Source organism: Gordonia sp. UBA7599, assembly GCA_002477755.1.
Classification (GTDB): Bacteria; Actinomycetota; Actinomycetes; order Mycobacteriales; family Mycobacteriaceae; genus Gordonia.
On sequence record DLKD01000062.1, the window covers coordinates 1 to 24,972 of the forward strand.

Here is a 24,972-nt window from a genome sequence, read left to right on the forward strand (position 1 = left end):
TCACCAGTTCGTCTCCCCGGCGAAATACTTGGCCGCCCGCTGGAGGATCTCGCGCTCGGTGGAGAGCTTGGTGGTCTCGACCTCGAGCTCACGCACCCGCGCCCGGAGCCGGGCCAGCTCCTGCTCGGGCGTCTCCGGTCCGTCCGGCGGGGGTGGCCCGCCCGGACTCGCGAGACGCGGGATCGTGGTGCCGTCGGGTGCGGTCTTCTTGCCCGTGCCGTACTGGTCCACCCAGTGCTTCAGGGTGCCCCGCGCGACCCCCAAATCGGTGGCGATGCCCTTCAGCGTCGCGCCCGGGGTGGACTCGTACAAGTCGACGGCCTGACGACGGAACTCTTCGGAGTAGTACTTCCTGGCCATGGTTCTCGGATCATCTCGCTTCCCCAGCACCAAGTGCTGGATTCAGCGTGTCCAAGAACCGGGGTCAGGCCCCATTCGGCCCAAGGTACGCGCACGCCACGTTCTTGAACGAGTGATATTGACGAAGACCTTCCAGAGCAGTCGCAACGTGGAAACGGCGATGCAGATGCTGGGCGTACGAAAGGCTTTCTCGAAGATCAAAGAGCACATCACACCAGCGCAGTCGGTGTCGGAGATCAAGGACCGACTGGATCACATCGTCCGGCGCAGGAATCAGATCGTCCACGAAGGAGACCTGCAGCGTCAGTCGCGCCCACGTAGCATCAAGCGACAGAACGTCGACGGGGGCGAGTTCAAGGACGACATCGTGTGGCTGCGGTCGCTTGTGGATGCCGTCGATGAGGCGCTGAAAACAGCCTCACTGAAGAAGTAGGACCGCTGGCGAAGTTGGCGTCGAGGTTCAGAGGTTGGGGAATCCCATCTCGGCAACACTGCGGTGATGGCCGCCTGGAAACGAAGTATCCACGAGCTTGTCGATGGACTTGCGCCACTTGTTGCCAGGCTCGACGGACTCAAGCAAGTAGCTAATGACGCAGATCGTGCCGAACACTCGCTCGATCTGGTGCGCATCTGGACGCGTTGGGTCGAACGTCGCGACGACCTCGGAGAATACTGGCAGGTGGTGGATGCGCAGCGGCACACCAAGCGGGGTTAGTTGCCGATTCCACAACCGCCCGTGGTGAGCGCAGATGTTGCGGACGATCGTCAGGTGCTCGAGCCAGTTGACGAGTGGAGGACGACGGGCCCATGCCCGACGCGCCGACTGCGAGGCGTCGGGGGCGACGGTCACCTTGAACCACTGAGCGAGTTCCTTCTGGTCGTTGGCGATCATCCCGGCGTACAGCATGGATAGGTCTGAGAAGTCCAGCAGGTCAGTCAGCACCCAGATGGGGATGTCTCCGCCGTAGTACTTGTCGTGATGGTCGACGGTTTCGTCCCGTCCGCGGGCTCGATTGATCCGCCGCTGCGCGGTGCCCCACCATTTCGCATGGTCGAAGGTCGAGCGGAAGCGCGTTGGGTCGGTATGCGCGAGTGCCCCATGCTTGCCGATCAGGTATCCAATGCGGCTGCGGAACGCGACCTCGACTCGTTCTATACCGTGGAGCACCTGGGTCTTGAGTGCACGGTCGAAGTCGTAGAGATCGATCACCTCGGAGAAGTCCGTGCCGGGAAGGAATGTATCGAGCCGGCGGTAGGGGTCGCTTGGATCGGGTTCGCGGTATGGGTACCAGTAGCCGCTGAGTCGGTAGTAGCCGATCGTGGCGAGAGCGTGTTCCGCTTGGGCGTGATCGGGAATCTGCATTCCCCGGTCCGCGAGTTGCTGGATCTGGTCCTCAATCGACAGCCATGACTTGAGCGGGCGGGTCATGCCGAAACACCTTACAAAAGACATCCGGCCCGCTCCCAGGAACACGTCCTGGTGCGGGCCGAACTATTGATCAAACAGTATCACGGGGGCCGGACAGGATGTCTCCTCGGACTGTCGGTCCAGCTAGCGGCGCCCCGGCTAGACGAACGCCTCGTGCTGAGCCACGAAACTCGCCGAAACCGGGCTCTTATCGACCCGGACGAGTAAAGCCGATACCGTGCTGGACCTCGCGCGCGGCGTCGCGGTGGTTCCATCGGTAGGCGTCGATCACGTCCTGCAGCTGGTGCTCTTGCCGATTCGGGTCGCGCGGGCGTGTGTCGTTCACGAGTGCGCGGTATCGCTCGGCGTCAAGTCGTGTCTGGGCGCGCCCAGCTTCCGATCGGGAGATGTTCTCGCTCAGGTCACGCGGGACGCCTTCGGCGACTTCAGTCAGTTTCTCGCCCTCGTAGACGAGATCGGCCCAGTACTGCTGGTTCACGACCAGAGACTCTACCCGAATCGACACTTGGGTGTGACGAACGCCATAACGTTGCTGGCCGTCTCAACCAAGGGAGATTCCGGGCCCCGCGTCGAAAAACAACTATGGTGCCGCGCATGTCGAATCACTTGCGCACGCGCGTCTTCACACATCGAGGGACGAACCGCCAACGGACTGGCCCAGATGGGCCAGCGCATCCCGGGAATCGAGATCAGGTCGCGGGGCGCCACGAACGAAAACGTGGCCGCAACGATTCGTGCGATGGCCGAGCCCGCTGACCTGATCGTGCTCGATGGACACGGCTCTGGGCGGCGACCGGTCTTCTGCAATGGAAGCAAGAAGGACAGCGCCTCGGCTTGGTTCGCTCCCGAGTCGCTCGGCGCTCCCCGGGTGATCATGAGCATGAACCCATCCTTGTTTCCAAGACCACAGAACTCCACCAGCCAGGGCGGATCAACCAGTCTCGACGGTGTCCCAGAGGCCAATCTGTTCGTTGGCATGACGCCATTCGCGCTCCTCAGGCGTCAGGGCGTAGTCGAGACTGGCCGATTCAAAGCGCTTGAACTGGTAGATCGCGTGGTTAAGATGCGCGGCGTTGAACAGTCCGATCTCGTTGAGAGCTCGGAAGTCATTGACAGTTAGCCCGGTCACCCGCTCGAACAAGTCGGAGTCGAGAGACTCGATAATGTCTTTGAGGGCTTCCTCGCGGAAGTCGGTGACGTACATGAACACCGGGATCTTGGCGAGGAACTTCTGCAGCTTCTCGCGGATCTCCTTTCGCTTGTTCGCCGTCTCTTTCTGCTGCTTCTTCTGATCGGCGTCGAGCTTGCCTCCCTGTTCACGCTTGGCCTTCTTCAAGTCCTTCGTATTGGTGATGACCTGCGCGGCGTTGTCGACCAGTGCCCGGAAGTCCTCAATGTTGCTGAGGGTCTCCATCAAGTCAGGGCGATCGAGCACGGCGGCCAGGGTGCGCTCATTGATGTCGACCAGCAGCGGCGAGTTCCATCGCCTGGCCAGAGCCGCAGCGCCGATGCCGGCCGTCGCCCAGTCCAGCACCGCATTGGCATCGAGCGCAGTCATGGCACCGCCGGTGAAGCCGAAGATCGGCAGGTAGTTGATCAGCTCGCCGATCGCCTCGGTCGGGGTGGACTCGCCGGTGGTGGCGAGTTTCGAGCCGTACTCGGCAACGAGGCTCAATGCGCGGTTGGGGTCGAAGTCGAAGACGTAACAGGTGGGCTTGTGGACGTCGAGGTTCCCCTCCGCGTCGCGGTGCGCCCACGGGGACTGAACGCGGAAGGCGGCTTGGAAGTAGGATTCCGGGCTCTTGAGTGAGCGAAGCATGAAGATGGCTCCCCACTCGCGCACAGTGACGCCGGTCATCAGCTTGCCGCAGGACAGGGTGATCGATCCGGGCCCGCCAGCAGTCTTGACCTCGGCTATCGCGGCCTCGACAGGTGGCAGTGCCGCAGCGCCCTGGCCGGCCTTGTTCCCAGCGGCGACGACAATCTCGAACTGTGTGAAGTACGGGTGGTCGCTGAGCATGTCGGCCATGGCGAAACACGATGCGACGCTGGGCAGGTACCAGACCGAGTGCTTGATTGCGGACTTGAACCGATGGGCTTCGTACGGGAACGGCGGCTTGTCCTGTACCTGCACCTGCAGCTTCATCTGCTCGCTGAGCTTTCCGCGGAGCATCTCCAGGAACTCGGCAACCTCATCGGGATGCTCAAAGCTGTAACCGCCGGGACCCTTCGTCGCTTTGAAGGTCTCATTGAGGCTGAATCCCGCGAACTCTCCGTCCTCGGCGTACTCGGCCGCGCCGGCACCCATGTCGTAGGTGTACATCTGCATCTGCGGCAGCGACAGGTAGGGGTTCGGGCCCGCGCCCGGTTCCCAGTGCTCCTTCTCGCGCTGTTCGTCGATGTAGGTCCAGTTGAAGATCGCGTCCTCGGTGAACTCACCCTCGGTGATGGCACGGAAAGGGGTGCCCGATAGGTACAAGTAGTGATCGGCGTGCACGGCCAGCTCTTCGTCGATCTCGTCGGCAGTGACCTGATCGTCGGGCTCCTCGGCCTCGGCAATGCTCTTGTCGACCGAGTCGTACAGTGCGCGCGCGGAGTCTCGCCAGGCGCCGAAGTGGTACTCGTCGAGCACGATGGCATCCCAGTCGACGAGGTGGATGACCTCATTGCGGGCCTTGATGTTGCCGTCGGCGTCGCGGCCGCCCAGGTCCTGCAGGGAGGCGAACCAAACCACGGGGCCTTCGTAGTCCGCGGCAGCGTCGCGCTCGTCGTCGGGAGTGTTCTTGTCGACGTACTGCCAACCGTCGAAGTCGACGTGACTGACTAGGTCGTCGTGCCAGGCGGTGGCCACGGCGGGCTTGAAGGTCAGCACCAGAACGCGCTGCCAGCCCATCTCCTTGGCCAGTTCGTAGGTGGCGAACGTCTTGCCGAACCGCATCTTGGCGTTCCACAGGAACTTGGGGGCCTGCGTGCCGGTGTGAGCCCGGAAGTAGGCGGCGGTCTGGTCGATCGCGGCCTGTTGTTCGGGTCGCGGCCGGAAGGTCTGTGTGCGCGTCGGCTGGTAGGCGGTGCCTGAGACCACGGTGGCGACTGCTGCCTTAACCTCGTCGAGGGTCGCCTCGAACCATTCGCCCCCGATGCGGTGGATTCCAGCGGCGACCAGAGCTGAATGGACGTCGTGGTCAGAGAACTCGGTCCCGTCGATGCGCACCGCGGGCTCATCGAGCAGGATTTGCACACCTTTGAGGCTCGGATAGGCAGTGCCCAGCTGCTGCTTGATGCGTGCGCGAGCGGTGCCCTTGGTGGTCTGACCGACCTTGATCAGGCCACGGCCAGTGGTCAAGGTCTCCCCATCCGGGCGCTCCCAGGGTTCATTGTCCTTGCCGATAACGGTGTAGGCGTAGATACGGTTGCTCACTCGTCTAGTCCTCGTCGTCAGCGTCAGCAGACTTGCCGGGCTTGTACTTGGAGCCGCCGGGTAGGTGGCTGGCCGGGATCGGCGAGTCGAGGGACCAGTTGACTCCTCTGGGTGCGATTGAGGATTCGACGTATCTGCGTTCGTCGTCGGTCAGATTGAAGTAGTCATAGAGCTGCCCGTCGGTCCACGGTCGCGTCATGTCGAGCATCGGTACGAATCGGAAGCGGTCTGAAGTGAGGTCCTGGGTCACTTTGCGCTGCAGCACGAGGAATCGGTAGAGCTTCGTTGCCATGTAGTTGGCGTAGTTGCGAGTTTCTTCCTCAGAATCGAACGACGCCGCGATCAGGTATGTCTGCGTGCACGCCGATCCCGGTGCGAGTGCGATCGGTTCGCCGAGAACGTACGAGATCTCTCGCCCGTGGCCGTCACCTGCCTTCGGGATGAGAACCTTCCAGCGGTCAACCCAATCGTGCAGCCGTTCTAGCTGGTCAGGTCGAACATAGCCGACCTTGTTGCCGTAGACGAGGGGGATGCCGCCCGAGAATGGTTCATCACTAGCGCCCCCGTAGTTCGTGCGGAAACCGAAAGGGACCTGCGGTGCGAATCGGGCCTCCACCGTGGGGAGAGATCGCGCACGGACCTTCTCGACGATCGATGCGGCGAGGTTGTCGCGCATGAGCACTCCGTCACCTGCGCGCAGATCTCGGGTCATGGTTGAGATGATCTTGCCGTTCACGCGGGTGGAGAATTCACAATCACCGTCGTGGTCACGGTCCCAGAGGAAGTAGCTGACGCCGCCTTTGATCTCAACGCCGGGAAAGCAGTCGAACAGCTTCGGGTTGTCGACGAGGTTCGAGAGGTGGCGGTCGGCGATCATCCGGGCCCGGAATTCATCCAGACCGAGCCCGCCGGTGAACCACCGCGACGGGGTGATCATCAAGACGTAACGGGGGTCCATTTCGATGGCCCGCTCGACGAACTTCTGATAGACTGGCATCGTGCGCGTGTTGCCGTCGCTATCAATCTGATAGGGCGGGTTGCCAACGATCACGTCGAACTTCATGTCAGCCAGCTCCTCGGTGGGGTAAGTGCCATGGATGAACGAATAGGCGTAGTTCTCGCGCATATCGCCGCGCTCAAGATCCCTTGGCCCATTGCATAGGCGGCATCTTCCATCGGCGTTGAAATCGTGCGTGGATGGGACATACGGAATGTTGCCGTCCGGGTCGTCAAACCGCACGACGCTGTAGGCGCTAGAGGCGTCGGCGGTGCAGTAGACGCTGCGCCGGGAGATAATGCCGGTCATCTCGGTGATCGCCGCGCCGTAGAGCATGTTGCGGAAAATGTGCTCTCGGCGAGCAAGGAAGTCGGGCTCCCAGGCTTCCAAGCCGTCGAGCAGTCGAGTGGCGATCTCACGTAGGAACACCCCCGACTTGCTGAACGGATTGAGCCACCGATAGTTCGGCTCGTGCCAGACATGCTCAGGCAACAGGTCGAGCATGGCGCTGGCCAACTTCGGCGAAGTCGGAACCTCGTCATTGGACAACTGCGCGAGGCAGTCGAGGATGTCGGGGACGTGCTGGTCGAATCGGCTCATGCGCCGATCCTCTTGACCTGGCCGATGACCGGCTCGGGATTGGCCAGCAGCAATGCGTAAGGCACCGGTGTTGTGTCGAGCTTCGGCACAGCGAACAGGTCGAGCTGATCCTCTTCGGCCGCGACAGTCGACCATTCACGAGTGAATGTGCCGTTGCGGCCGGCACGGTAGTCAACCCACTCGATCGAGTCGAGGTCGGTGAGGGTGTCGGCCTGCACGATGTTGGTCGCCAAGATCGCCTCGACCGCACCGGCGAAGCCGGGGGTGGTCTCGCGGGTGTTCAGATCGTTGTCCAGGTGCGCGATGATGACAGCGCGCAACCGTTGCTTGGACTCGGCGACGTTCTCGGCGTCGATGTCGATGGCATAGATCGACGCCAGCGCCCGAAGGATACGGTGCTCGTATTGCTGGCCGGTTTGATAACGCTCCCGAGTCACGAAGGCGAGCTTGCGGACCAAGATCTCTTCGAGGAAATTTCCGGAGCCGGCCGCGGGCTCGAAGAACTTGCGGTCGGTGTTACCTGGGTCCTCAGCACTGGGGAACATGGTCGGGACCAGATCGAGCATGGCGTTAACTTCGCGTGAGTGGGTGTACACCTCGGCGAGGTCTCGAACCCGCTGGCGCGTCTTGATCTGCATGTCTCTCACTATCTCAGACATCACCGACACAACTGTCCGTCACTGTGATCGTGGTGGTCGGCACAGGGCGAAGGCATCACAAATGACAGCGCCTGCCGCGCTGATCCTCGCAGCAGGCGCTGTGACACCCTCATCCCTCGGCGTATGCTGCTAGGCCGACGAGGGCCTTGTAGCCGACCGACGCAGCGGTGACGACGATCTCGTAGACACCGTGGACAGCCGAGTAATCGGGCCCCTCGCCGGTGAGGTCCATGAGCTGGTCCTGCGCCCAGTCGGCGAGCGAGTCGGGTTCGGCCATCACCGCGGCCATCGGCGCGTCGACGGTGACGACCTCGTCGCGCATGAACGCGCGGCCGAACACCGGGTACGAGTTCGTGATGTAGACGGTGATCGCGATCGGGCTGGTCATGACAGCTCCTCTCGGGGTTTGATGACGCGCAGGTCAATCTGGTCGGCGATGATCGTCGTGCGTATGAGCTCCTCATCTCGCCAGCAGAGGACGACGGAGCGTTCAGCAAGGCCGTGATCGCCGGGTTCGGACAGATCGACGCTGTGCAGCATGGTGATCCGCCCAGTTGGCTCAGTACCCAGGTCGCGAAGAACATCGCCATCGCGAAGGTCGTGGACCGCGACGATGGTGAAATCCGCGAGCTCAGGCTCGTGCGGTTCATAGGTCACGGAAGACGTAGACACCTCCGTTCGGTGCGTCCTCGACCGAGTAGTCGTACTTCAAGTCGCGGGTCCAACTCGCCCAGTCGAAGTAGGGCTGCAGCGATTGGGGAACGTCGGTCAACAGGCCGATGTCGTCGGCCAACTGTTCGGCGTACTCCCGAAACGTCGACCACTCGCCCACGTACCGCTCCTCGAAGTCGGACAGCACCGGGTAGTCGGTATCGCTCTCGGCAACGTAGCTGCCGTTGCGCACCCAGGCGCACAGGGCCGGCCACTGCTCGGGGCCGACCTCGTCGTAGATCTCGCCCCACTTCGCCGCGGTGGTCGGGTCCATCTCCACCTGGACTGGCCAGGTGCCGTCCAGGTCCATGACCCAGAGCTCGTCGTCGGGGTCGAACGGCACGCCGGTGCCCTTGTGTAGCTCGGCGACGGTGACCTCGCCGGCGTCGGTGGCGTCGAACCAGTCGCCGATGAGTCGGGGCACGCCGTCGTGCGAGCCGTTGTACGCGGCGAGGGAGCCGATCCAACACCGTGGCCGGTCGGGTTCAGTGATGGTCACGCTCGGCCGCAGCGGTGAGTTGGTCATCAGAAGTCCTCCTCGGTGTCGAGCCAGGGCAGGGCGCTCTCCAAGCCCTCGTAGTCGATCGACTCACCGGTCGTGAGCCGAAACTCCTCGCAGGCGGCCGCGAGCTGGCCGGGGTTGATCAGGTAGGTGAAGACGCGCTCGCCGGTGTCGTCGCGGTCGGTGAGCACGACCGAGCGTCCGTCGGCGACGTCGATGCCGATGCCGCGCAGGACGTCGCGGGCGCGCTGCTGCGGGCTCGGCGGCACCGGCTCGGCATCGGCCGCGCGGGTGAGCATGTCGGCCAGGGCCCTCGCAGTCGTGGGGTTCAGGTCAAGCACGTCGGCGTTGTCACTGCGGACGGAGATGACCGGAGCGGCGCCGGCGATCACGTCGTCGGTGCGGATCGGTGCGGACGACGCGGACGCGGGAGCCACTGCGCGTGGCGGGGTTCGTGGGTGTGGACATGAAAGGCCTCCTCGAATCGGATTCAAGGAGGTCATCAGTGGCGGCTGCGCGGCTACTCGTCGTCGCCCAACGGTTCCAGATGCGGTGTGATTGCGTCGTGAATGGGGATCATACCTGTCGGTACCGAGGCGAGGTCGGCTATCGCGCCGAGATCCGGAACGGTGCCGTCGGCGCTGGCGTACGCCTTCCCCTTGGTCTCCCAGTACGTCTCCGAAACGACAACGGCGTCGGTGAACGCTTCTTCCGGCAGCGACAGGAGCCCCTCGTCCACGAGATGCCGAATGTATTCGAGCGTACCCATTGCCACTACAGCGATCCTCGCAAAGACGCTGGTGGCGGCATGGTAACGATCACGACTCGAGGAACCGCCGAAGTTCTTGACATCACCGTGAATGCAGTCGCCGTACAGCCAGGCGTAGGCGAGATCGACATCAGTCATCGTCTCTACCTCAGCACCGTCGAGATTTCCTGAGACCAGGTTGAACGCTTGTCCAACTTTGCCGGGGTTGCGTGCGTCGCGTACAGTCACCTCGGCCCAGTCCGCTCGCATCTTGGCCAAGGCCACAGCGACCCGCGGGTGGCTGGTGTCGGTACAGGCCTCGAGCGACTGCATCACCTTCTTGTGAGCCAAGTCGTCGCGGGTCAGCGTCATTGGCCGCAGACGCGCAGCCATCGACTCGAATAAGACTTCCTCGGGCACCTCATGCTTCATGATCACGTCGCCGGTCTGCGGGAACACGACCATCTTGAACTTGCTCGAGGCAAGGTCCCGCATGCTCTCGCCGCCATCGGCAGCGATCAGGGGATGAGCAGCGATTCTGCGCAGCCGTCGCACGAAAGCAACGAGACGGGTCGTGTCGTCGAGCTCGGGATTGTCAGTCAAGTCTTCTCCACTGGTCGGTAGCGCCCATCTGGCCCGACCAACTGTAGGAGACGCCTCAGACAGATCCCGGACTCCATGGGCCGGTTACCAGCGCGGTTGAATCACGTATCGGTCCTCCAGCCTCTCACATCGTATAGCGCTAATGTATGTTATCGACAAATCATTCCCGGTACGCTGGGCGCATGGACATCGAGGTGTACGAGGGGTTGGACCGAGAGAGTCTGACGGCACCGGCGCATGTGCCGGCCGCGGTGGTGCGCGCGGCGGTCGACGACGCGCGCAGCCCGGTGCCGACGGGCGTGCACCGGTCAGTGGCGCTGGCGGTGGCGCGCGGGTCGGAGAAGACGGCGCGACTGCGATTGGAGCGGCTGGCCCGAGTGGTGATGTCGACCGGACAGGTCGACTCCCCCGTGGCGGTGTGGTCGACCGACTGGAGCACACTGCCAAGCGCGGCCTACGAAGCGCTCGACCGCTCGATCGGCGCGACGTGGGGTGCGCCGTCGACGCGCAATGCGATGCGCGACAGCGTGCGTGCGGTGGTGCGCGCCTGCCGCGACGCCGGATTGATGACGCATGATCGGGCGACGGTGGCGCTGAGCGCGCTGCGGCCGGAGAAGATTGGCCGCGACGAGGAGAAGCAGGCACGCGGACACCTGGGCCGCGAGGCGGTCAAGGCCGCGTTCGCGGCGATGGCCGCCGACGAGTCCCCCACTGCCCGGCGCGATGCCGCGCTGATCGCGCTGCTAGTCGGTGCCGGCCTGCGGCGCGAGGAAGCGGCGGCGCTGGACCTGGCGGACCTGGACAGTGGGCGCGAGACGCTGGTGGTGACGGGCAAGGGCGCGGTGGTCAGGTCGGTGCCGCTGGCGCCAGGCGTACGCCGGGCGATAGTCGCGTGGCTGGAGGTGCGCTGCGACGAACCCGGCCCCCTGCTGACGCCTATGAGCAAGACGGTGCCGCGGGTGGCCGAGACCGGTCGGCGGTTGTCGGTGAACGCCGTCGCGGCCGCGGTCAAGCGGCGGTTCGCCGGTGAGGACGCGACTGTGCGGCCGCACGATCTGCGAAGGACGTTCGTCGGAGACCTGCTGGACGCGGGTGCGGACCTGTCGTCGGTGTCGAAGATCGTCGGGCACACCTCACCGTCGACGACGGCCGGCTACGACCGGCGCGGGATCGAGGCCCGGCGCGCAGCGGTGGAGAAGCTGTCGGTGCCGTTCGTGTGAGCAGTCGACACCGACGCATAGCACTCGTTCGGCCAACCCGTTCAGGCTTTGATCTCTGCCCTTATGTCCGGACTCCACGTCAGCAAGTTGCCTGGCTGAGCACCGCACCAGTCGAGCTGTTGTCCGCGCAGTTCCGGCAGTTCGTCCCTCGTGATGAATACCCAACCACCGGATGTCTGTCGCCATTGACGATCGTCGAGCGTCCATGCGCCGAGGATGGTATGGGTTGACTTCTGCACCGCGATGAGGCGTTCGACGTCCCGTGGGAGAGTGCCATCGGGAAGTTGTTTACGCCGCCGACGCTGATCAGCGGCACTCAGGCCCCAAAACCTGGTGGCCCGCTTATGGAACACCTGTGCGCTCCTTCCTCCGTGTAGGACAGGCCGACGAGTGCTCCCACGTCCGATGGCATCGAATGAGAGTGTGACGAGAGCGGTGCGTTCGAGATCGTCGAATCTCACGACTCCATCCCGCCGATAGACCGCGACTCGAAGATGTTTGGATGAGCTGACCTTCGCGATGTTGGTTAGTGCGCTGAGATCATCCCGGTCGGATAACACCTCGGTTCCGGCGGCAGCCGCGGCACAGATCGCTGCAGACTCTGCCATTTCAGCTGATGGCCGGTCCGGAAACGGCGCGTCTGTAATGAACACCTCGGTGTCTGAGTGCGCCCGCAGGGTATCTACTGCGGGGTTGTGCGGCTGCCAAGCACGAGCCGGACTCGATCCTATGCCGACATAGACGCGGTTGAGCACGTCGTTTCGATAGATGTACAAGTACGTCTTCCCGCGCGACGGGCTGTGATTTGGCGCCATGCGCCGCACACTAGCTTCCAGGTCCGACAAGAGTCGGCCCCGATTACGCGAGGCTGCCCGGCGATTCCGTCACGGAGGCCTGGACTGCAGGCAATAACAGCCGGGTCTATCGAATAGCAGACCAACAGCGCGTTAGCGGCACCGTTAGGTAGCGTCGATCGCCGCAGCGAGCTCTTCGCTCGTCTCAACGATGAAGCCGAACTCCGTGGCTTTGTCCCGCACAGCCTTGTCGTGCGTCACGATCACAATGGTCTGCGGCAGCAGCGTGGCCGTCTCGTCGGCGTGCGCGTCGAGCGCGCAGGCAACGATGACGGGATCGGCGCGCCCCTTGTTGCCGTAGAGGTCGAGGAGCTCAGTGTCTTCGGACGGCACGGTCTTCATGACTTCAATCAGTCGCTCCAGTACTGAGACCGTCGTCTTGTACTCGACCTTGCGCAGCTGGTCGATGTCGGGGAAGCCGCTTGCCTCCTCCAGCACGTCGGTGGGGATGCGGCAGAAGTCTGCGAAGAACCGGCTGGACCGCTGGTCGCGAGTCAGTCTCGCCAGAGCGTTGTTGTCCACGAGGTAGATGCTGTTGCTCACCGGACAGCCTCCCGGAAGGCATCGAAGTCAGCGGGCGCGATCTTCTTGACGCAGACCACCCTGCTGAATTCGCCAGGAGAGATCCTCCCGGCGTCGAGTACGTCGAACATCCTCCTCGCCATCTCGCGTCCGACGTACTTGCGCATGGCGTTCTGAATGTAGGGGGTCCGGCCGCCGCTCTTCGCGCGGGAGGCGAACGCACGTCGGAGCTCGGCCAGGTACTCGCCGGCAGCGTCGGGTTCGACGAGGCGTAGCCGCATCGCCCGGATGGTCATCGCGCTTGGGGTGACCTTGAATCTCTCGGCCGCCGCCGTGATGTCGTCGAGCGTCTCCAGGTCGAGGCTGGCGACTTCGTCCCCAGGCATGAGCATTGCCGCGGCGATGTCATACTCGCGACCTGGTTCGGCGCCTTCGCTGTGCGCTCCGATCCGCACCGGCGCGAAGATCTTCCGCGCGACGAGCACCGTCAGCAGTGCGAGCGTGAAGATCTTGCGGCCGACGGGTTCTTCGGCGACTGGGTCGCCGGCCAAGAAGATGTACGGGATCTTGTTGTCCTTGAGCGTCAAGCCGCTGAACTCGGTTCTGAGCAGCTGCGGCATGGCGGTGCGCGAGCTCTGCGACACCAGCACTTGGTTCGCTTCAAGGCGAGCGATCATCAGGTCCAGCAAGGCTTCGCGGTTCCGCGCGCCGAGCATCTCGTCCCTGGACAGCCCGAGCGCGTCCCGGAGCACGAGGGCGTCGGCTTCAGGAGTGAGCCCGGGCCTGCGCAACAGGCCGACGATCTGGTTCTTCTTCAGGCCGGGGTCGAGTCGCTTGAGCGTCTCCTGCTTGCGCAGCAGATCCTTCACGATCAATCCGACCTCGTTCAGATCGACGTCTCCTCTGGAGTTGACAGAGAACGTCGTCTTGCTGGTCCCAGCGAGGAGCTTGTCAGTCTTCGCCTTGACCTGCGCTTCGACGAGTGGAAGCGGAGCGAAGAACAGTGGATAGGGGATCTCGGCGCGACCGGCGAGAAACTTCAAGTTGCTGAACGGAATCCGCCCGTTCTCGATCGCCCGGGAGTATCCGCGGTACATGTTCACGCTGGAGTTCTGGAACAACGTGCGGAACACGTCCAAACTTATCGGCACGCGATCGCGCCCCAAGCACACGTCGATGGTCTCCATGGCATTCCTCCACTCCGCCCCGCCGACTCCGGCGGACAGCTGACCACGACCATAGTGAGCAGGTACGACATATCGCGGCTTCTCCACGGGGCGCCTTGACCAGGCGGCGCCGCACGGAGCCGGCGGCACCGCGGCGTATGTCAGATGCTGCTGCCAGAATCAGGTTCGCGAACCGTGACGCGGCCGTATGAACCGATCCAGCACGAAGGAAACCACCCATGGCCTACCCAACTCTCGCGCTCCATCTTCTCGTCTCAGCGCCCGGTGATGTTCCTGGACCGGATCTGGCACTGATCCGTAAGACGATCAGCCAGTGGAATCTCAATTTCGGCCGCACCGTTGGTCTCACCGTCCTTCCTGTGTCCTGGACTGAGCATGCAGCGGCCGAGTTCGGCGAGCGACCGCAGGCGATCCTCAATGACCAGATCGTCGACGAGTCGGACATGGCCATCGCCGTATTCTGCGATCGCTTGGGCACGCCGACGGGTGAGGCCGAGTCTGGAACCGTCGAAGAGATCAAGAAGCTTGTCGCCGCGGGGAAATCCGTGGCGATTCTGGTGAGTTCCGCACCCCGAGCTCCGCTGAGCGGCGAACGCCTGTCGGAACGACAGAGGCTGGATGGCTACTTGGCCGAGGTCCGGGAGTCGGCGATCGTGCTCGACTACTCCGACGACGGCGCACTCGTCGGGCACATCAACAACTTTCTGAGTCGGGCAACGGGACGGTTCCAGCAGTCGGTCGAGTCGTCGAAGGTGAGTGAGAACGACGCCGAAACCCCTGATCCAGCCGAAGGAGTTTGGCCTAGAGCTGAAGTGCGTGAGAACGTCGAGACCGACAGCAGAGGGCGTGTCAAAACGAAACGGCGCTGGTCGCTGGTGCTCCACAACATGTCGAAGGGACCCGCGTCCGAGGTCGATTTCGAGTTCCAAGACTTGCCAGAACACGCGATGTTCCGTGTTGTACGGGATGAACAGCCACTTGGAACCATTCCGCCCGGACAAGAGATCCGGCTCCCTCTGCTATTGGCGATGGGGTCGCCGAACGCTGTCGACTGCCTCGTGACATGGGTCGATTCCACCGGCACACCGCGCGAGACGAGGGCGACAATCCGTACCTAACACCGCTGATCTGATGCGCAGATTCCGGCTCAACGCGTGCGCCACTCCGACGACGGCCTCGGACGGCGTGGCCGCCGGACTTCGCCGTCGATGGGCGGCGCTTTGCCGTCCCACGCTGCCACAGCGTCGCGGTCGATGTGTGCGCTGACCTTCTCGGCCAGCGCGGCCAGCCGGGCCTGGACCTCGGCTCGACAACGGTCCTGGTCGGCTTCGATGATGTCGGCGAGCCAGCGGTCAGGATCGCCGCCCGCGTCGTGGATCATGCGGTCGAGATGACGAGCGAGGCGTTCGTCAGGGAGTCGGAAGAAGACGTGCAGTGGGTCCTGCGCGGTCATGCGGGATCCTTTCCGGTGATGCGGGCCAGCCCGGCGGCGACGGCGTCGTCGAAGGACTGCTCACCGCGCATGGCCGCGGGGATCTCAGCGTCGGACGCGGCGCGGTCGGCCGGGTCGAGATAGTGGCCGGCCGCGGCCAGTGCGCCGTCGGCCTGGGCCAAGGCCAGGGCGATCTGGGCGTCGGTGGCCGGCGTGAAGCCGGGGTCGCTCATGGGGTGTCCTTGTCGTCGGTGAGGTCGCGCAGGGTGGCGTCGAGACGAGCGCGAACGTGGGGCGGAATGCCGTCGTCGACGGCCGCGACGATCAGTTCGGCCTGAGCCAGAGCGTTGATCGCGTTGCCGATGGGCTGGGTCGCACGGAACAGCGCGTCGATCTCGGCCTCGGTCATGTCCTCGTCTTCCACGCCCCCAGTACACCGCACCAACCGGCACCACGGCAGTCGAACCGTGGTCGGCCGGGAGCGCAGCGACCCGGCCTGCCACGGGCGCCTCCCGGCATCGCGCTCCGCGCCGATCGCAGACTACTGTTCTTTGCGGTGTCAATGCTGGTCAAGTGGATACGGTCTTTCGATTCGCCGGGACGCCGTCTCCTAACGGACCACCCGGATCTGGCTGGACTTGCTCGGGTTCGACGTCAATTGTGCTCATGGACCTCCGACACGCTGGACAGCACGGTAGACGGTGGCCCGACTGACACCGAAGTCCTCGGCCAGTTCGCCAACGGTGTGCTCGCCGGACCGGAAAAGCTCGACGAGACGGCGCTCCTGGCTGGGCGGCAGCTTCGGCCGCTTGCCGCGCAGGCGACCGCGGGCCTTGGCCACGGCCATGCCCTCGCGGGTCCGGGCCCGGATGAGGTCGGCCTCAAACTCGGCGACCATGGCCAACGCATTGAACAGCAGTCGGCCCGTCGGGTCCTCGGGGTCGTGCAGGCTCTCGCCGATGCGGAGTCGCACGCCGCGGTCGGTGAGGCCAGCCACGATGTCTCGGGCATCAGGGACACTGCGGGCCAGGCGGTCGAGCTTGGTTACCACCAGCTCATCGCCGGGGCGGCTGGCGGCGGCGAGCGCCTGCTGCAGCCCGGGCCGGTTTCGGTTGGTGCCGGTGTAGCCGAGGTCGGTGTAGATGTGCGCAGGCTCGACACCCAGGCGCTGCAGCGCGTCGATCTGGGCAGTGAGGTCCTGCTCGTCGGTCGAGCAACGGGCGTAGCCGATCTTCATGCCTCGATTGTACGTTAGAGGCACCCTCAGTGCGACTATCGCCGTACGGGTCTTATGAGACAGTTCGACCTGAGCGGATGGCGCGGCGACGGGGTCGTCGTAAGTGTCTCGGTGACCGACCGGCTTACGGACAGTGCCGTGAGGGTGCTGGATGTGGCTGAGACACCGGCGCAGGACTCCACGGCCGCCCCTGTTGTGACGGCTGATCCGGCATCGGAGTGCCGGACGGTCGGGGTGGACCCGAATGGAACGCACGGATGTGCGAGCTGGGTTACACCCGCGACGATCCCTCCGGCGAGAATGGCAGCAGCCACCGACGCGACGGGTTGATGACCTGCTTGTCGCGCTGTCGAACGGGAAGCGCCACGGTGCGTATAGGGGGCCTTGCGTCCGCGTCGCCCTCTGCACGCGGCATGAAGTTGGCCTCTACGGTGATGCCGATGTCGGTCAGGGAGCCGTCGGGGCGCTTCTTGGTCAGTTCCATGACCGTTGTCCGCATGATGCCGCCTGAGGCACGTACGGGCCCGGAGATGCACTGCCGCACATCATCTCGGGTGAAGAGCATGACTTTTCCTGACTGGCAGGTGTAGCGGCGACGCGCTACTTGCCACAGGTCAGCGATCGCGTGGTAGATCATTGTCGCGGTAGCCAGATCCTGGTCCGGCAACGAGGCCATCATGCTGATGTGATGCTTCGGGCCGTCCTTTGGTGCCCGCGGGCCAGCCGGCCCGTGTAGGTAGACGAGTAGTCCGCCATTATGAAGAGGGAACTCATCGTCGTCGGTCTTGATCGACATCTTGCTGGTATCGACACGCACTGTCGTCAGCCCGTGCTTGGCCGCGTTGTAGAGGAACGATTCGTCCAGGAGTCGTGCGGCGCTGTAGCCCAGAAGAAGTTTGATGGCGTCGACGGTCGCGGCGAACTCCTCGTCGGAGGCCGCGATTGCGGCATCACGAGGGTCTGTACCGCCGAGGAACACCATGGCAATGTCGGACTCGCTGAATCCGCTCTCCCGGCTCTTGGCGACCTTTTCCTTGAACGCGGCGAAGTTGGTCGAGGCTGACATACCGAGCCAGGGGCAATCTGGCTTCTCGACGTGTGCGTAAAACAGGCGCAGGATCATCTCGGCGGCGTGATGGAAGAGCATCACCGACTCAGTGGCGATGTAGCGCTCACGCACTTCGTCGGTCGGCGGGCCGGTGGGAGTCATCTCCAGCGAGCCAATCCTGCGGGGCGTGGCCAGCAGCGGCGCGATCTGCTCGGTCGGTAGCGCCATGAGCGAGAGGGCCTCGATTCGGAGCCTCAAGAACTCTGCGGGGTCGCCGGTGTAGAAGGTTGCGTTCAGTTCCGGGAACAGCTCTGGCGCAAGGGGTAAGGGCTTGTCCGCCTCAGCGGCGGGCTTCGTTTTACCCTTGCGGGATTTCGGGTTTCGCGGCATGCACCAATCATGCCGGTGAGCACTGACACAACAACCAGCACGTCGCGTCTATATATAAGCCGCACTTTGTTTTGCATTGCTAACAACTGGCTCCGCGCCTTGACGCAGAGACGAAACCCCCCGGAGCGGGGTGCCGCTCCGGGGGTTTCACGTGGGTCAGCGCTTGGTCAGACTGATCTGGCCGCCCGGGATGCCGTAGTAGTACAGCGTGCCGCCGTACCGGCCGGGAGCGCGCTTGACCAGCGCCATGCGGAAGCCGACGCCGTTGTCGTGGATCGCGCCGTAGGAGGTGCGGGCCAAGCGGTAGTGGTTGACGACGGGGCCGTAGCGGACACTGAGGACACCGCCGCGGACGGTCGCCGGATCACGGTTGACCGCGCCGAAGTAGCCGGGGCTGTGGAACCAGTAGGTTCCGTTCTCAATGCCGCCAGCGGGTGCGGCCTGGGCGGGAGCTGCGGTGCCGAGCCCGAGGGCGGCCATGAGAGCGATGACCAGGACTGCGAGTGCTGTGGAGAAGCGCTTCATGATCACTCACTCCCCCAGCTTCTGGATCTGGGCCTTGTAGACCGAGCTGCTACCTCGAACCATCGCCCACAGCAGCTTGTCGTCGAAGGCGTCCCCCATGATCGAAGTAATGTAGACCTTCTCCGGCCGGTCGCCGGCGGCGGCCGACGGGATGGTGATGCCGGAGCCCTCGGCGGCGACAACGCGGGCGTAACCGTCCGTGGCCTTGCGGGCCAAGTCGAACGGTTCGGGCCGGTCGGCCGCGGGCCAGTCATAGCGGGTGGACGACAGCAGGGCACCCTGCTGGTCGATCGTGGCGATGAGCAGGGCATCGTCGCTGTAGTCGGAGCGCGCCTCGTTGAAGATCGGTACCGTGACCGTGACCGACCGGTCCTGGAGCTGGTTGAGGCCTCGGCGCACGCCGGTGTAGCCCGAGACACTGCCTGAGAGCAGCTCGGGCTCGTCCTTCACGAGGCTGTATTCGCTCGGCAGCTGCGTCTCGGAGATGAGGACCACCGCGTAGTCGGGCGCAGTCTGACCGCGACCCTTCCACGCCGCGTAGCGGAGCTTGATCGCGTCCTCGGCCTGGCTGCTGCCGCCGACCGGGCCCTGGGCGGATGACCGGTCGGAACCGGCCCCGAGGCCGGTGGGCAGAGGTGTCCCGCCCTCACTGCAGGCGGTGAGCGTGGCGACCAGGGCCAGGAGCAGGAACATGGCGACGGCCGTGTGCCGTCGGCGGTGGCGGTGTGTCATGTGCATCCCTTCGGAGGATGCGGGGGAAGTGATGTAGGTACTCGGTCAGCCCTCGTCGCCAAGAGTCTGAGCTGCAGCGTCGTCGGCCTCGGCGGCTGCCAGCAGGGCCGATGGCGTGATGCCGAGGGCCCGGCAGATATCCCAGAGCAGATCAACGCTGAGCGACGTTCTGCCCGTCTCGATGCGATAGAGCATTGTCCGGTCGATGCGAGCTCGCTCGGCAAGCTCCGCCCTGGTGAGTCCCTGCTGCTCGCGTGCAGCGATGAGGGCCGCTGCGAGTGCCTGCCGACGCACGTCACGCACCCACCGCTGGTGAGGCGTCAGAGAATCGGGCTTGGGTTTCGGCACCCAGCGATTTTGTCACGTAGACCTGCACAGTTGTTCCCCCGCAGTATTCATTTCTCATTCGTTGTTGCACTAGTGCAACGGCCACTAGATTACGGATCATCCGGCAAAGCACAAGCGGTGGGGTGCCGCACGTCGTTCGTTCGGTGGACCAGCACTGTTCCGCCACCGCGCCGCGGCGGCTGCGGTGGCTACGAAGGTGACCACTGACACCTCCGACCACGGGCCTGCCGAGGTACGAGGCCGGCGCGTGGCCGCTCTCGGCAGAGCGATGTGGAAAGCGTGGAAAAGCGCAGCCCCGCACCATCTCTGGTGCGGGGCTGGCGCAGGTCACCCCCAAGGCCGCGGCGATGGCCTGATGAACACGACCTCGTCGGGGCGAACGGCGGCTTCGTAGGTGCCCAGGCGCGTGGCACCGCGCCGCAGCACGACGCCGACGAGAAGCTGGCCGTCCGGGCCATCGCGGATCTCGATGACCCGGCCGAGCAGGCCGTCTCGACCGACCAGGACAGCGCCGCAGTAGAGCTCTGAGACAGCCACGGCGGCCACAGGGCCGTCGGGCGTGGTCAGTGCCACGGCAGCTGGCTGAGCACAGCCTCGGCCGCGAGGTGCTCGCCGGTGATGAGGTACAGCTGCTCCAGACCCGTCTCGACCTGGCCGGGGTTCACCCGGTACGCCTGTGACCAGGGGCCGGTGGCGCCGTCAGTGAGGGCGACGGTGGCCGCGGCGTCGACGTCGATGCCGACGGCCCCCAGCGCTTCACGGGCGACAGCCTGAGCCTGCTCTGGCGTGTAGAGGAAGGCCTGGTCAGCAGGGGTGAACGCGTTGGCCTGGTTGTACTGCTCAGCGGCGTCGGCGCGGGACATGCCGCGGGCGTCGGGGGCGAGCCGGCCGGCGCTGATCTGGCGCTCGACCCAGGGATCGAGCCAGGCGATGGTGGATGCGGACACGATGGACCTCCTCGGTGGTCAGAAGGATCGGAAGACGTAGACCTGGTGATCGGGCGCGTTCTCGGTGGTGTAGTCGGCTTCGATGTCGCGGGCCCAGGCAGCCATGTCGATGTACGAGCGCAGGTCCTCGGGGACGCCGGCGAAGGTGCCGGTCTCCTCGGCGAGATGTTCGGCGTAGTCGAGGAACGAGTCCCAGGTGCCCGCGTAGCGCTCGGTGAAATCGGCAATGCTCGGCATGCCGTCGCCATCCTCGACGTAACTGCCGCTGCGGACCCACGCGCAGAACGCGGGCCACAGCTCGGGGCTGTCGAGCTCGTCGTAGAGCTCGCCCCACTTCGACGCTGTGACCGGGTCGAGCTCGCCGTCGACCGGGATTCCTTCATGGTCGAAGCACCAGAGCTCTTCGTGCGTCTCGGGACGGATGGGCCGACCGTGCAGCTGGCTCGGGGTGACCTCGCCGGCCTCGGAGGCCGGGTACCAGTGGCCGGTGAGTCGGCCCTCGTTGTAGCAGGCCAGGCAGCCGAGCCAGACCTTAGGCGTGTAATCGGTGGACATGGTGACCTCCTCAGTGGTTCGAGGAGTCACCCGCGGGCGGCGGTGCCGCCCGGCATGAATTCGGTTGTGTCAGTGAAGAGTTATCCAACAACAGGGCCTTGACAGGCGGTATCAAACTCGAACTATGGATTATTCCGCGGTACTCATCCCCGACTCGTCCACGACCAGCCCCCGAACCAACCGGGTCAACCTCCCAGCCTTTCCACTGCCTGTCATCTCATTCCCCTCTTCCTGCGGCCCGACGGTCGGGCCGCCACAGTCACAAGTCGCCGAGAACCGACGACGCCAATCCGATCACCACGGGCGCGATCCCCAAGCAGATGAAGGCTGGTAGGAAGCACAACCCCAGCGGTCCACTGATCCGCACACCGGCGCGCTCCGCCCGCTCGACCGCCGCGTCGGCGGCGTCATCCCGGCGCCGGCGCGCGAGTTCGGTGAGCCCGTCGGCGAAGGCGGCTCCCGATGACGCTGTCCGCCGCACGAGTGCGGCAAGGTCGTCGAACCCACCTCGATCACCGGCCTCGCGCTGCCACGCCTGAGCCGCATCGGTGCCCAGCGCTAGGAGATCGGCGACGCGCCTCAGCGATGTCGCCAGCCCACCGGTCGACGAGTCGGCGACGGCCGACGCGGACGCCGCCCCCGACAGTCCGCTGCGCAGGCAGACCGCGAGCAGGTCGAACACTCCTGCCTCGGCGAATGGGTCGTGCGCAGCGGATACCTCTACGACGGGAGTCGCGACTTCCCGGGAAAGGCGCCGCAACGGCCAGTCGGCCGGTGGCCATGCGAGGAGGGCGCCCGCGACGAGAAACAGTGCGGCGCTCATCGCAGCACGCTCGCGACGATCTGCTCGGACCACACGATTCCCGCAGCGGCGAGCGCAGTCCCGACGATAAGGAGCACCGAACCGGCGCCTGGCGCCAGCAAGACGCGCAGCGGGTCGGCCCCGATCCCCTGTCCCAGGACCAGACCGAATACTGGAAGCACGGCCAGGACGCGGGCCGTCGCACGAGGCCCCGCCAACCCGGCGCGAGTGCGTGCCGCGAATCGCTGGCGGGCCAGGAGATCGGCCCGGCTCGCCGCGAGAAGGTCGACCAGCGGCAGTCCGTAACGGGCTGCCGCCGCCCAGAGCGAAGCGATGCGGTGGACCGACCCAGCACTCTCCGGTGCGATGCCACCGCCCAATCGGACGCGGGCGGCGAGGATCGACAGGTGCCACCCCACGGGCGACGATGCATCGTCGGCCAGAATTTCGGCACTCGCCCGAGCACATGCGAGGGCGGTGGGCGACCCGACCGAGAGTTCCGCGATGACCACGCCGACCGCCTGGAGCAACTCGTCGTCGCGCGTGAGGGCCGCCCGGTCGCGCATCGCTGCGCGGACCGACCATCCAACAGTCACCACGACGATCGATGCGGCGACGACCAGCCCAACCGAACCGGTGAGGGCTGCGACGCCGACGACGGCTATCGCGCCAGGCACGATCCACCGCTGCAGATCGATTTGTCCACGACGCGGCGAGTCCGGTGCGAACACCGCCCGGAATCGGAAGTGCGCCGGCGGACGCGGGCCCACAAGGGTCGCCGTCGCGAGGCACAGCAGCGCAGCCGCGCTCATGCCCGTTCCCGCAGCAGCACCCGCAGGCGCGCTAGCGCCGGTACGAAACCCGCGGGGCGCGTCCACACCGGCTCAATCTCGACCCACCCGGCGTCATTGCGGGCGACCAGGCCGATCTGAGTCAGCCCCCGCGTCCCGTCGCGGTCGCGCCCGACGACGAAGACGACGCGCAGCGCTGCCGCCAACTGGCTGTGCAGCGCCGACCGGTCGAGCCCGCCCAACGCGGCGAGCGCCTCCATCCGGGCCGGAATCTCGGCTGCAGAATTCGCGTGGACGGTGCCCGCGCACCCCTCGTGGCCGGTGTTGAGCGCGGCAAGCAGGTCAACCACCTCCGCCCCGCGCACCTCGCCGACCACGATCCGGTCCGGACGCATTCGCAGTGCCTGACGGACCAGCGTGCGCATCGGCACCTCGCCGGCGCCCTCGGCATTAGCCGCACGCGACACCATCCGGACGGTGTGCGGGTGTTGGGGGCGCAACTCGGGCGCGTCTTCGACGCACACGATCCGTTCGGCGGGGTCGACCAGCCCGAGCAGGCTGTTCAGTAGCGTCGTCTTTCCCGCACCCGTGCCACCGGCGATGAGGAACGCCAACCGCGCCGAAACGACCTCGCGGACCAGGTCGCACACCGTAGCTGGCAGCGCTCCGCACGCGACCAGCGACTCGAAGTCCTGCCGCGCCGGACGCAGAACTCGAAGTGACAGGCACGTGCCGTCGGCGGCGACGGGCGGGATGACCGCGTGCAGCCGTACCGTCACACCGTGCCGACCGATGTCGTGGAGTTGGCCGTCGACCCACGGCTGCGCGTCGTCAAGGCGACGCCCTGCACCGAGTGCTAGGCGAGTGGCCAGGCGACGCACAGCGGCCTCGTCGTCGAAGGAGACCTCGGTCAGTACCAGCCCCGCGCCGCGGTCTACCCACACCGCTTCGGGCCCGACGACGAGGATGTCAGTCGTGTCCGGGTCGGAGAGCAGTCCTTCCAACGGCCCCGCGCCGACGAACTCGGTCTGCAGATAACGCAGGGTGGCCAGCAGGTCGGTGTCGCCGAGCACGCCGCCGGATTCCGCACGGATCGCCGCGGCCATCGACTCGACCGTGGGCACCAATGATCCACCGTCGGCGCGGTTTACCAGCCGCTCGCGAACGCGCTCGACGACGACTGGGTCGACTACCGGAGCAGCAGTCGACACCGACCCCACCCGCACGCGCGCGCTCACCGCACGACCTCGTCGAGACGTCGGCATACCGACTCCGCGATCTTTCCCAGTGGACTGCGCCGCGTCGGCCGCAGCGATCCCCCCTCCATTCGTGCGGTCAGCGACGGATCGCTGCGGTAGGCGCCGAGCAGCGCCACGCCCACCGCCCAGGCGATCTCGTCGGCCGGCAGTCCCCCGGGCGCGGGCCCGCGCAGTACCAGCTCGATGTGGCCGACCACGTCATCGATGTCGGCTCGGGTGGCACGGGTCGCGGCGACGGCCGACAGTGTCGCTTGGCTGACCAGCACCGTGAAGTCGGCGCGGCGCAGCAACTCGGTCCGCAGCGCCGGGTTGGTCCGCGGCACGTCGACGACGACGATGTCGCCGCCGAAACGACCGGAGTCCACTGCAGCCGCCACCGACTCGACCCGCGAGGGGGCTGCGCGTTCCCCGGCTGCAAGCACCGACAGCCGCTGTCCGACTCGTGGGAGAGCCTCGCGCAGGGTGGCATGATTCAGCCGTCCGCCCACTGCGTTCAGATCGCACGTCCGCGGGCCGGGCACATCCTCGATGCCGAGCATCAGATCGATCCCAGCACCGACCTCGTCGGGCCCGACGAGGAGCACGCCACGGCCCGAGACTCCGTGTGTCGCCGCCAGCCCGACCGCTGCGGCCAACGTCGTCGCCCCGGCGCCACCATGACCACCGAGAACCGCGACTACCCGCCCGCCGTCGCGGACCGGTGCTCGCAGGTCGGTCAAGGCCGCGACGAGCCGACCCTCGTCGTGGGGCAGCGCGATCACGTCGCGCACCCCGAGCTCGAAGGCCTCGCGCCACAGGTCTGCCGACTCGTCGGGCCCGCATACCAGGAACACCGAGTGCCGGCGGACGATCTCGGGGTCGACAAGAGCGCCCACCGTCTCGACGTCGACGACGACCGCGGAAGCGCGCTGCCACGCCACGACGTCTCCCGCGCCGGTGCCCACGACCCCGCGATAGCCGGCCGCCACTGCACACCGGCCGACGTCGTCGACGAGATCTGCCCCGACCAGAACCAGTAGCTCATCCATGCCCCGAGTCTGGGCCGCCCATCCGACCACGCCACCCCGGAGAAGCCCTTGAGCCCCGACACCTGTGG

General features: G+C 65.4%; 31 protein-coding genes and 1 pseudogene. 3 read left to right on the top strand and 29 right to left on the bottom strand.

What is annotated here, in order from left to right; all coding sequences use genetic code 11:
• A pseudogene (locus B4L26_RS07560) lies at positions 1-360 on the bottom strand (transposase); the annotation flags it as partial.
• Between the two features lie 118 nt (positions 361-478).
• Here B4L26_RS07560 and B4L26_RS07565 point away from each other — a divergent pair.
• On the top strand, positions 479-793 hold the full coding sequence (locus B4L26_RS07565) for a HEPN domain-containing protein (protein ID WP_290717639.1): 315 nt from the start codon (positions 479-481) through the stop codon (positions 791-793).
• A gap of 27 nt (positions 794-820) precedes the next feature.
• On the opposite strand, the gene B4L26_RS07570 is transcribed toward B4L26_RS07565, so the two are convergent.
• The 10 genes from B4L26_RS07570 to B4L26_RS07615 form a co-directional block, all read right to left on the bottom strand.
• Entirely contained in the window at positions 821-1,789 is a 969-nt protein-coding gene (locus B4L26_RS07570; RefSeq protein ID WP_039586597.1) for an Abi family protein, read from the bottom strand.
• A gap of 187 nt (positions 1,790-1,976) precedes the next feature.
• Entirely contained in the window at positions 1,977-2,267 is a 291-nt protein-coding gene (locus B4L26_RS07575; protein ID WP_039586598.1) for a hypothetical protein, read from the bottom strand.
• Between the two features lie 453 nt (positions 2,268-2,720).
• Complete coding sequence (locus B4L26_RS07580; RefSeq protein ID WP_052227356.1) at positions 2,721-5,207, bottom strand: GIY-YIG nuclease family protein; 2,487 nt, start codon at positions 5,205-5,207, stop codon at positions 2,721-2,723.
• A 4-nt stretch (positions 5,208-5,211) separates the two neighbouring features.
• Positions 5,212-6,804 (bottom strand): Eco57I restriction-modification methylase domain-containing protein, encoded by a 1,593-nt coding sequence (locus B4L26_RS07585; RefSeq protein ID WP_039586600.1) that lies wholly within the window; start codon positions 6,802-6,804, stop codon positions 5,212-5,214.
• Complete coding sequence (locus B4L26_RS07590) at positions 6,801-7,442, bottom strand: type III restriction endonuclease subunit M (protein WP_235367222.1); 642 nt, start codon at positions 7,440-7,442, stop codon at positions 6,801-6,803. Before B4L26_RS07590 ends, B4L26_RS07585 begins: the two co-directional genes overlap by 4 nt.
• 130 nt (positions 7,443-7,572) lie before the next feature.
• Positions 7,573-7,851: a hypothetical protein gene (locus tag B4L26_RS07595; protein WP_039586601.1), complete on the bottom strand. Its 279-nt coding sequence runs from the start codon at positions 7,849-7,851 to the stop codon at positions 7,573-7,575.
• Positions 7,848-8,120, bottom strand: a complete 273-nt coding sequence (locus B4L26_RS07600; RefSeq protein WP_039586602.1) for a hypothetical protein — start codon at positions 8,118-8,120, stop codon at positions 7,848-7,850. The genes B4L26_RS07595 and B4L26_RS07600 overlap by 4 nt, the downstream gene beginning before the upstream one ends.
• A complete protein-coding gene (locus tag B4L26_RS07605) occupies positions 8,110-8,700 on the bottom strand; it encodes an antirestriction protein ArdA (RefSeq protein ID WP_052227357.1) in 591 nt (196 codons plus the stop codon). The genes B4L26_RS07600 and B4L26_RS07605 overlap by 11 nt, the downstream gene beginning before the upstream one ends.
• Complete coding sequence (locus B4L26_RS07610) at positions 8,700-9,113, bottom strand: hypothetical protein (RefSeq protein WP_290717652.1); 414 nt, start codon at positions 9,111-9,113, stop codon at positions 8,700-8,702. Before B4L26_RS07610 ends, B4L26_RS07605 begins: the two co-directional genes overlap by 1 nt.
• Before the next feature lie 83 nt (positions 9,114-9,196).
• On the bottom strand, positions 9,197-10,027 hold the full coding sequence (locus B4L26_RS07615; protein ID WP_039586609.1) for a hypothetical protein: 831 nt from the start codon (positions 10,025-10,027) through the stop codon (positions 9,197-9,199).
• Between the two features lie 182 nt (positions 10,028-10,209).
• Between B4L26_RS07615 and B4L26_RS07620 the strand changes: the two genes are divergently transcribed.
• Positions 10,210-11,247, top strand: coding sequence for a tyrosine-type recombinase/integrase (locus tag B4L26_RS07620; protein WP_039586610.1), 1,038 nt, complete (start codon positions 10,210-10,212; stop codon positions 11,245-11,247).
• Between the two features lie 41 nt (positions 11,248-11,288).
• On the opposite strand, the gene B4L26_RS07625 is transcribed toward B4L26_RS07620, so the two are convergent.
• The 3 genes from B4L26_RS07625 to B4L26_RS07635 all read right to left on the bottom strand — a co-directional run bounded on the left by B4L26_RS07625 (position 11,289) and on the right by B4L26_RS07635 (position 13,810).
• A complete protein-coding gene (locus B4L26_RS07625) occupies positions 11,289-12,062 on the bottom strand; it encodes a hypothetical protein (protein WP_152640972.1) in 774 nt (257 codons plus the stop codon).
• Between the two features lie 144 nt (positions 12,063-12,206).
• The gene (locus tag B4L26_RS07630) at positions 12,207-12,644 is read right to left on the bottom strand and encodes a hypothetical protein (RefSeq protein WP_039586611.1); all 438 of its coding nucleotides are present in this window, start codon (positions 12,642-12,644) and stop codon (positions 12,207-12,209) included.
• The gene (locus B4L26_RS07635; RefSeq protein ID WP_152640973.1) at positions 12,641-13,810 is read right to left on the bottom strand and encodes an ImmA/IrrE family metallo-endopeptidase; all 1,170 of its coding nucleotides are present in this window, start codon (positions 13,808-13,810) and stop codon (positions 12,641-12,643) included. Before B4L26_RS07635 ends, B4L26_RS07630 begins: the two co-directional genes overlap by 4 nt.
• Before the next feature lie 218 nt (positions 13,811-14,028).
• On the opposite strand from B4L26_RS07635, the gene B4L26_RS07640 reads away from it, so the two are divergent.
• Complete coding sequence (locus B4L26_RS07640) at positions 14,029-14,928, top strand: hypothetical protein (protein WP_052227359.1); 900 nt, start codon at positions 14,029-14,031, stop codon at positions 14,926-14,928.
• A gap of 29 nt (positions 14,929-14,957) precedes the next feature.
• Here B4L26_RS07640 and B4L26_RS07645 read toward each other — a convergent pair whose 3' ends face one another.
• The 15 genes from B4L26_RS07645 to ssd form a co-directional block, all read right to left on the bottom strand.
• On the bottom strand, positions 14,958-15,263 hold the full coding sequence (locus tag B4L26_RS07645; protein WP_039586615.1) for a hypothetical protein: 306 nt from the start codon (positions 15,261-15,263) through the stop codon (positions 14,958-14,960).
• Entirely contained in the window at positions 15,260-15,475 is a 216-nt protein-coding gene (locus tag B4L26_RS07650; RefSeq protein ID WP_039586617.1) for a hypothetical protein, read from the bottom strand. The genes B4L26_RS07645 and B4L26_RS07650 overlap by 4 nt, the downstream gene beginning before the upstream one ends.
• Positions 15,472-15,666: a hypothetical protein gene (locus B4L26_RS07655; protein ID WP_039586618.1), complete on the bottom strand. Its 195-nt coding sequence runs from the start codon at positions 15,664-15,666 to the stop codon at positions 15,472-15,474. Before B4L26_RS07655 ends, B4L26_RS07650 begins: the two co-directional genes overlap by 4 nt.
• 240 nt (positions 15,667-15,906) lie before the next feature.
• The gene (locus B4L26_RS07660) at positions 15,907-16,479 is read right to left on the bottom strand and encodes a recombinase family protein (protein ID WP_039586620.1); all 573 of its coding nucleotides are present in this window, start codon (positions 16,477-16,479) and stop codon (positions 15,907-15,909) included.
• Positions 16,480-16,750: 271 nt separating this feature from the next.
• Positions 16,751-17,917 (bottom strand): hypothetical protein, encoded by a 1,167-nt coding sequence (locus B4L26_RS07665; RefSeq protein ID WP_290717660.1) that lies wholly within the window; start codon positions 17,915-17,917, stop codon positions 16,751-16,753.
• 156 nt (positions 17,918-18,073) lie between these two features.
• Positions 18,074-18,442: a hypothetical protein gene (locus tag B4L26_RS07670; protein WP_168700893.1), complete on the bottom strand. Its 369-nt coding sequence runs from the start codon at positions 18,440-18,442 to the stop codon at positions 18,074-18,076.
• A gap of 6 nt (positions 18,443-18,448) precedes the next feature.
• A complete protein-coding gene (locus B4L26_RS07675) occupies positions 18,449-19,174 on the bottom strand; it encodes a hypothetical protein (protein ID WP_290717664.1) in 726 nt (241 codons plus the stop codon).
• A 45-nt stretch (positions 19,175-19,219) separates the two neighbouring features.
• Positions 19,220-19,522 carry a helix-turn-helix domain-containing protein gene (locus tag B4L26_RS07680; RefSeq protein ID WP_280476166.1) on the bottom strand — a complete coding sequence of 101 codons (303 nt, stop codon included), beginning with the start codon at positions 19,520-19,522 and terminating at the stop codon, positions 19,220-19,222.
• A 327-nt stretch (positions 19,523-19,849) separates the two neighbouring features.
• Complete coding sequence (locus B4L26_RS07685; protein WP_168700890.1) at positions 19,850-20,095, bottom strand: hypothetical protein; 246 nt, start codon at positions 20,093-20,095, stop codon at positions 19,850-19,852.
• On the bottom strand, positions 20,086-20,469 hold the full coding sequence (locus B4L26_RS07690; protein WP_280476163.1) for a hypothetical protein: 384 nt from the start codon (positions 20,467-20,469) through the stop codon (positions 20,086-20,088). The genes B4L26_RS07685 and B4L26_RS07690 overlap by 10 nt, the downstream gene beginning before the upstream one ends.
• A gap of 18 nt (positions 20,470-20,487) precedes the next feature.
• Positions 20,488-21,024 carry an antirestriction protein ArdA gene (locus tag B4L26_RS07695; protein ID WP_290717670.1) on the bottom strand — a complete coding sequence of 179 codons (537 nt, stop codon included), beginning with the start codon at positions 21,022-21,024 and terminating at the stop codon, positions 20,488-20,490.
• Between the two features lie 259 nt (positions 21,025-21,283).
• Positions 21,284-21,847 (bottom strand): type II secretion system F family protein, encoded by a 564-nt coding sequence (locus B4L26_RS07700; protein WP_290717672.1) that lies wholly within the window; start codon positions 21,845-21,847, stop codon positions 21,284-21,286.
• The gene (locus B4L26_RS07705) at positions 21,844-22,638 is read right to left on the bottom strand and encodes a type II secretion system F family protein (protein WP_290717674.1); all 795 of its coding nucleotides are present in this window, start codon (positions 22,636-22,638) and stop codon (positions 21,844-21,846) included. The genes B4L26_RS07700 and B4L26_RS07705 overlap by 4 nt, the downstream gene beginning before the upstream one ends.
• Positions 22,635-23,855, bottom strand: coding sequence for a TadA family conjugal transfer-associated ATPase (locus B4L26_RS07710; protein ID WP_290717676.1), 1,221 nt, complete (start codon positions 23,853-23,855; stop codon positions 22,635-22,637). Before B4L26_RS07710 ends, B4L26_RS07705 begins: the two co-directional genes overlap by 4 nt.
• Positions 23,852-24,904, bottom strand: a complete 1,053-nt coding sequence (ssd, locus tag B4L26_RS07715) for a septum site-determining protein Ssd (RefSeq protein WP_290717678.1) — start codon at positions 24,902-24,904, stop codon at positions 23,852-23,854. The genes B4L26_RS07710 and ssd overlap by 4 nt, the downstream gene beginning before the upstream one ends.
• Positions 24,905-24,972 lie beyond the last annotated feature (68 nt).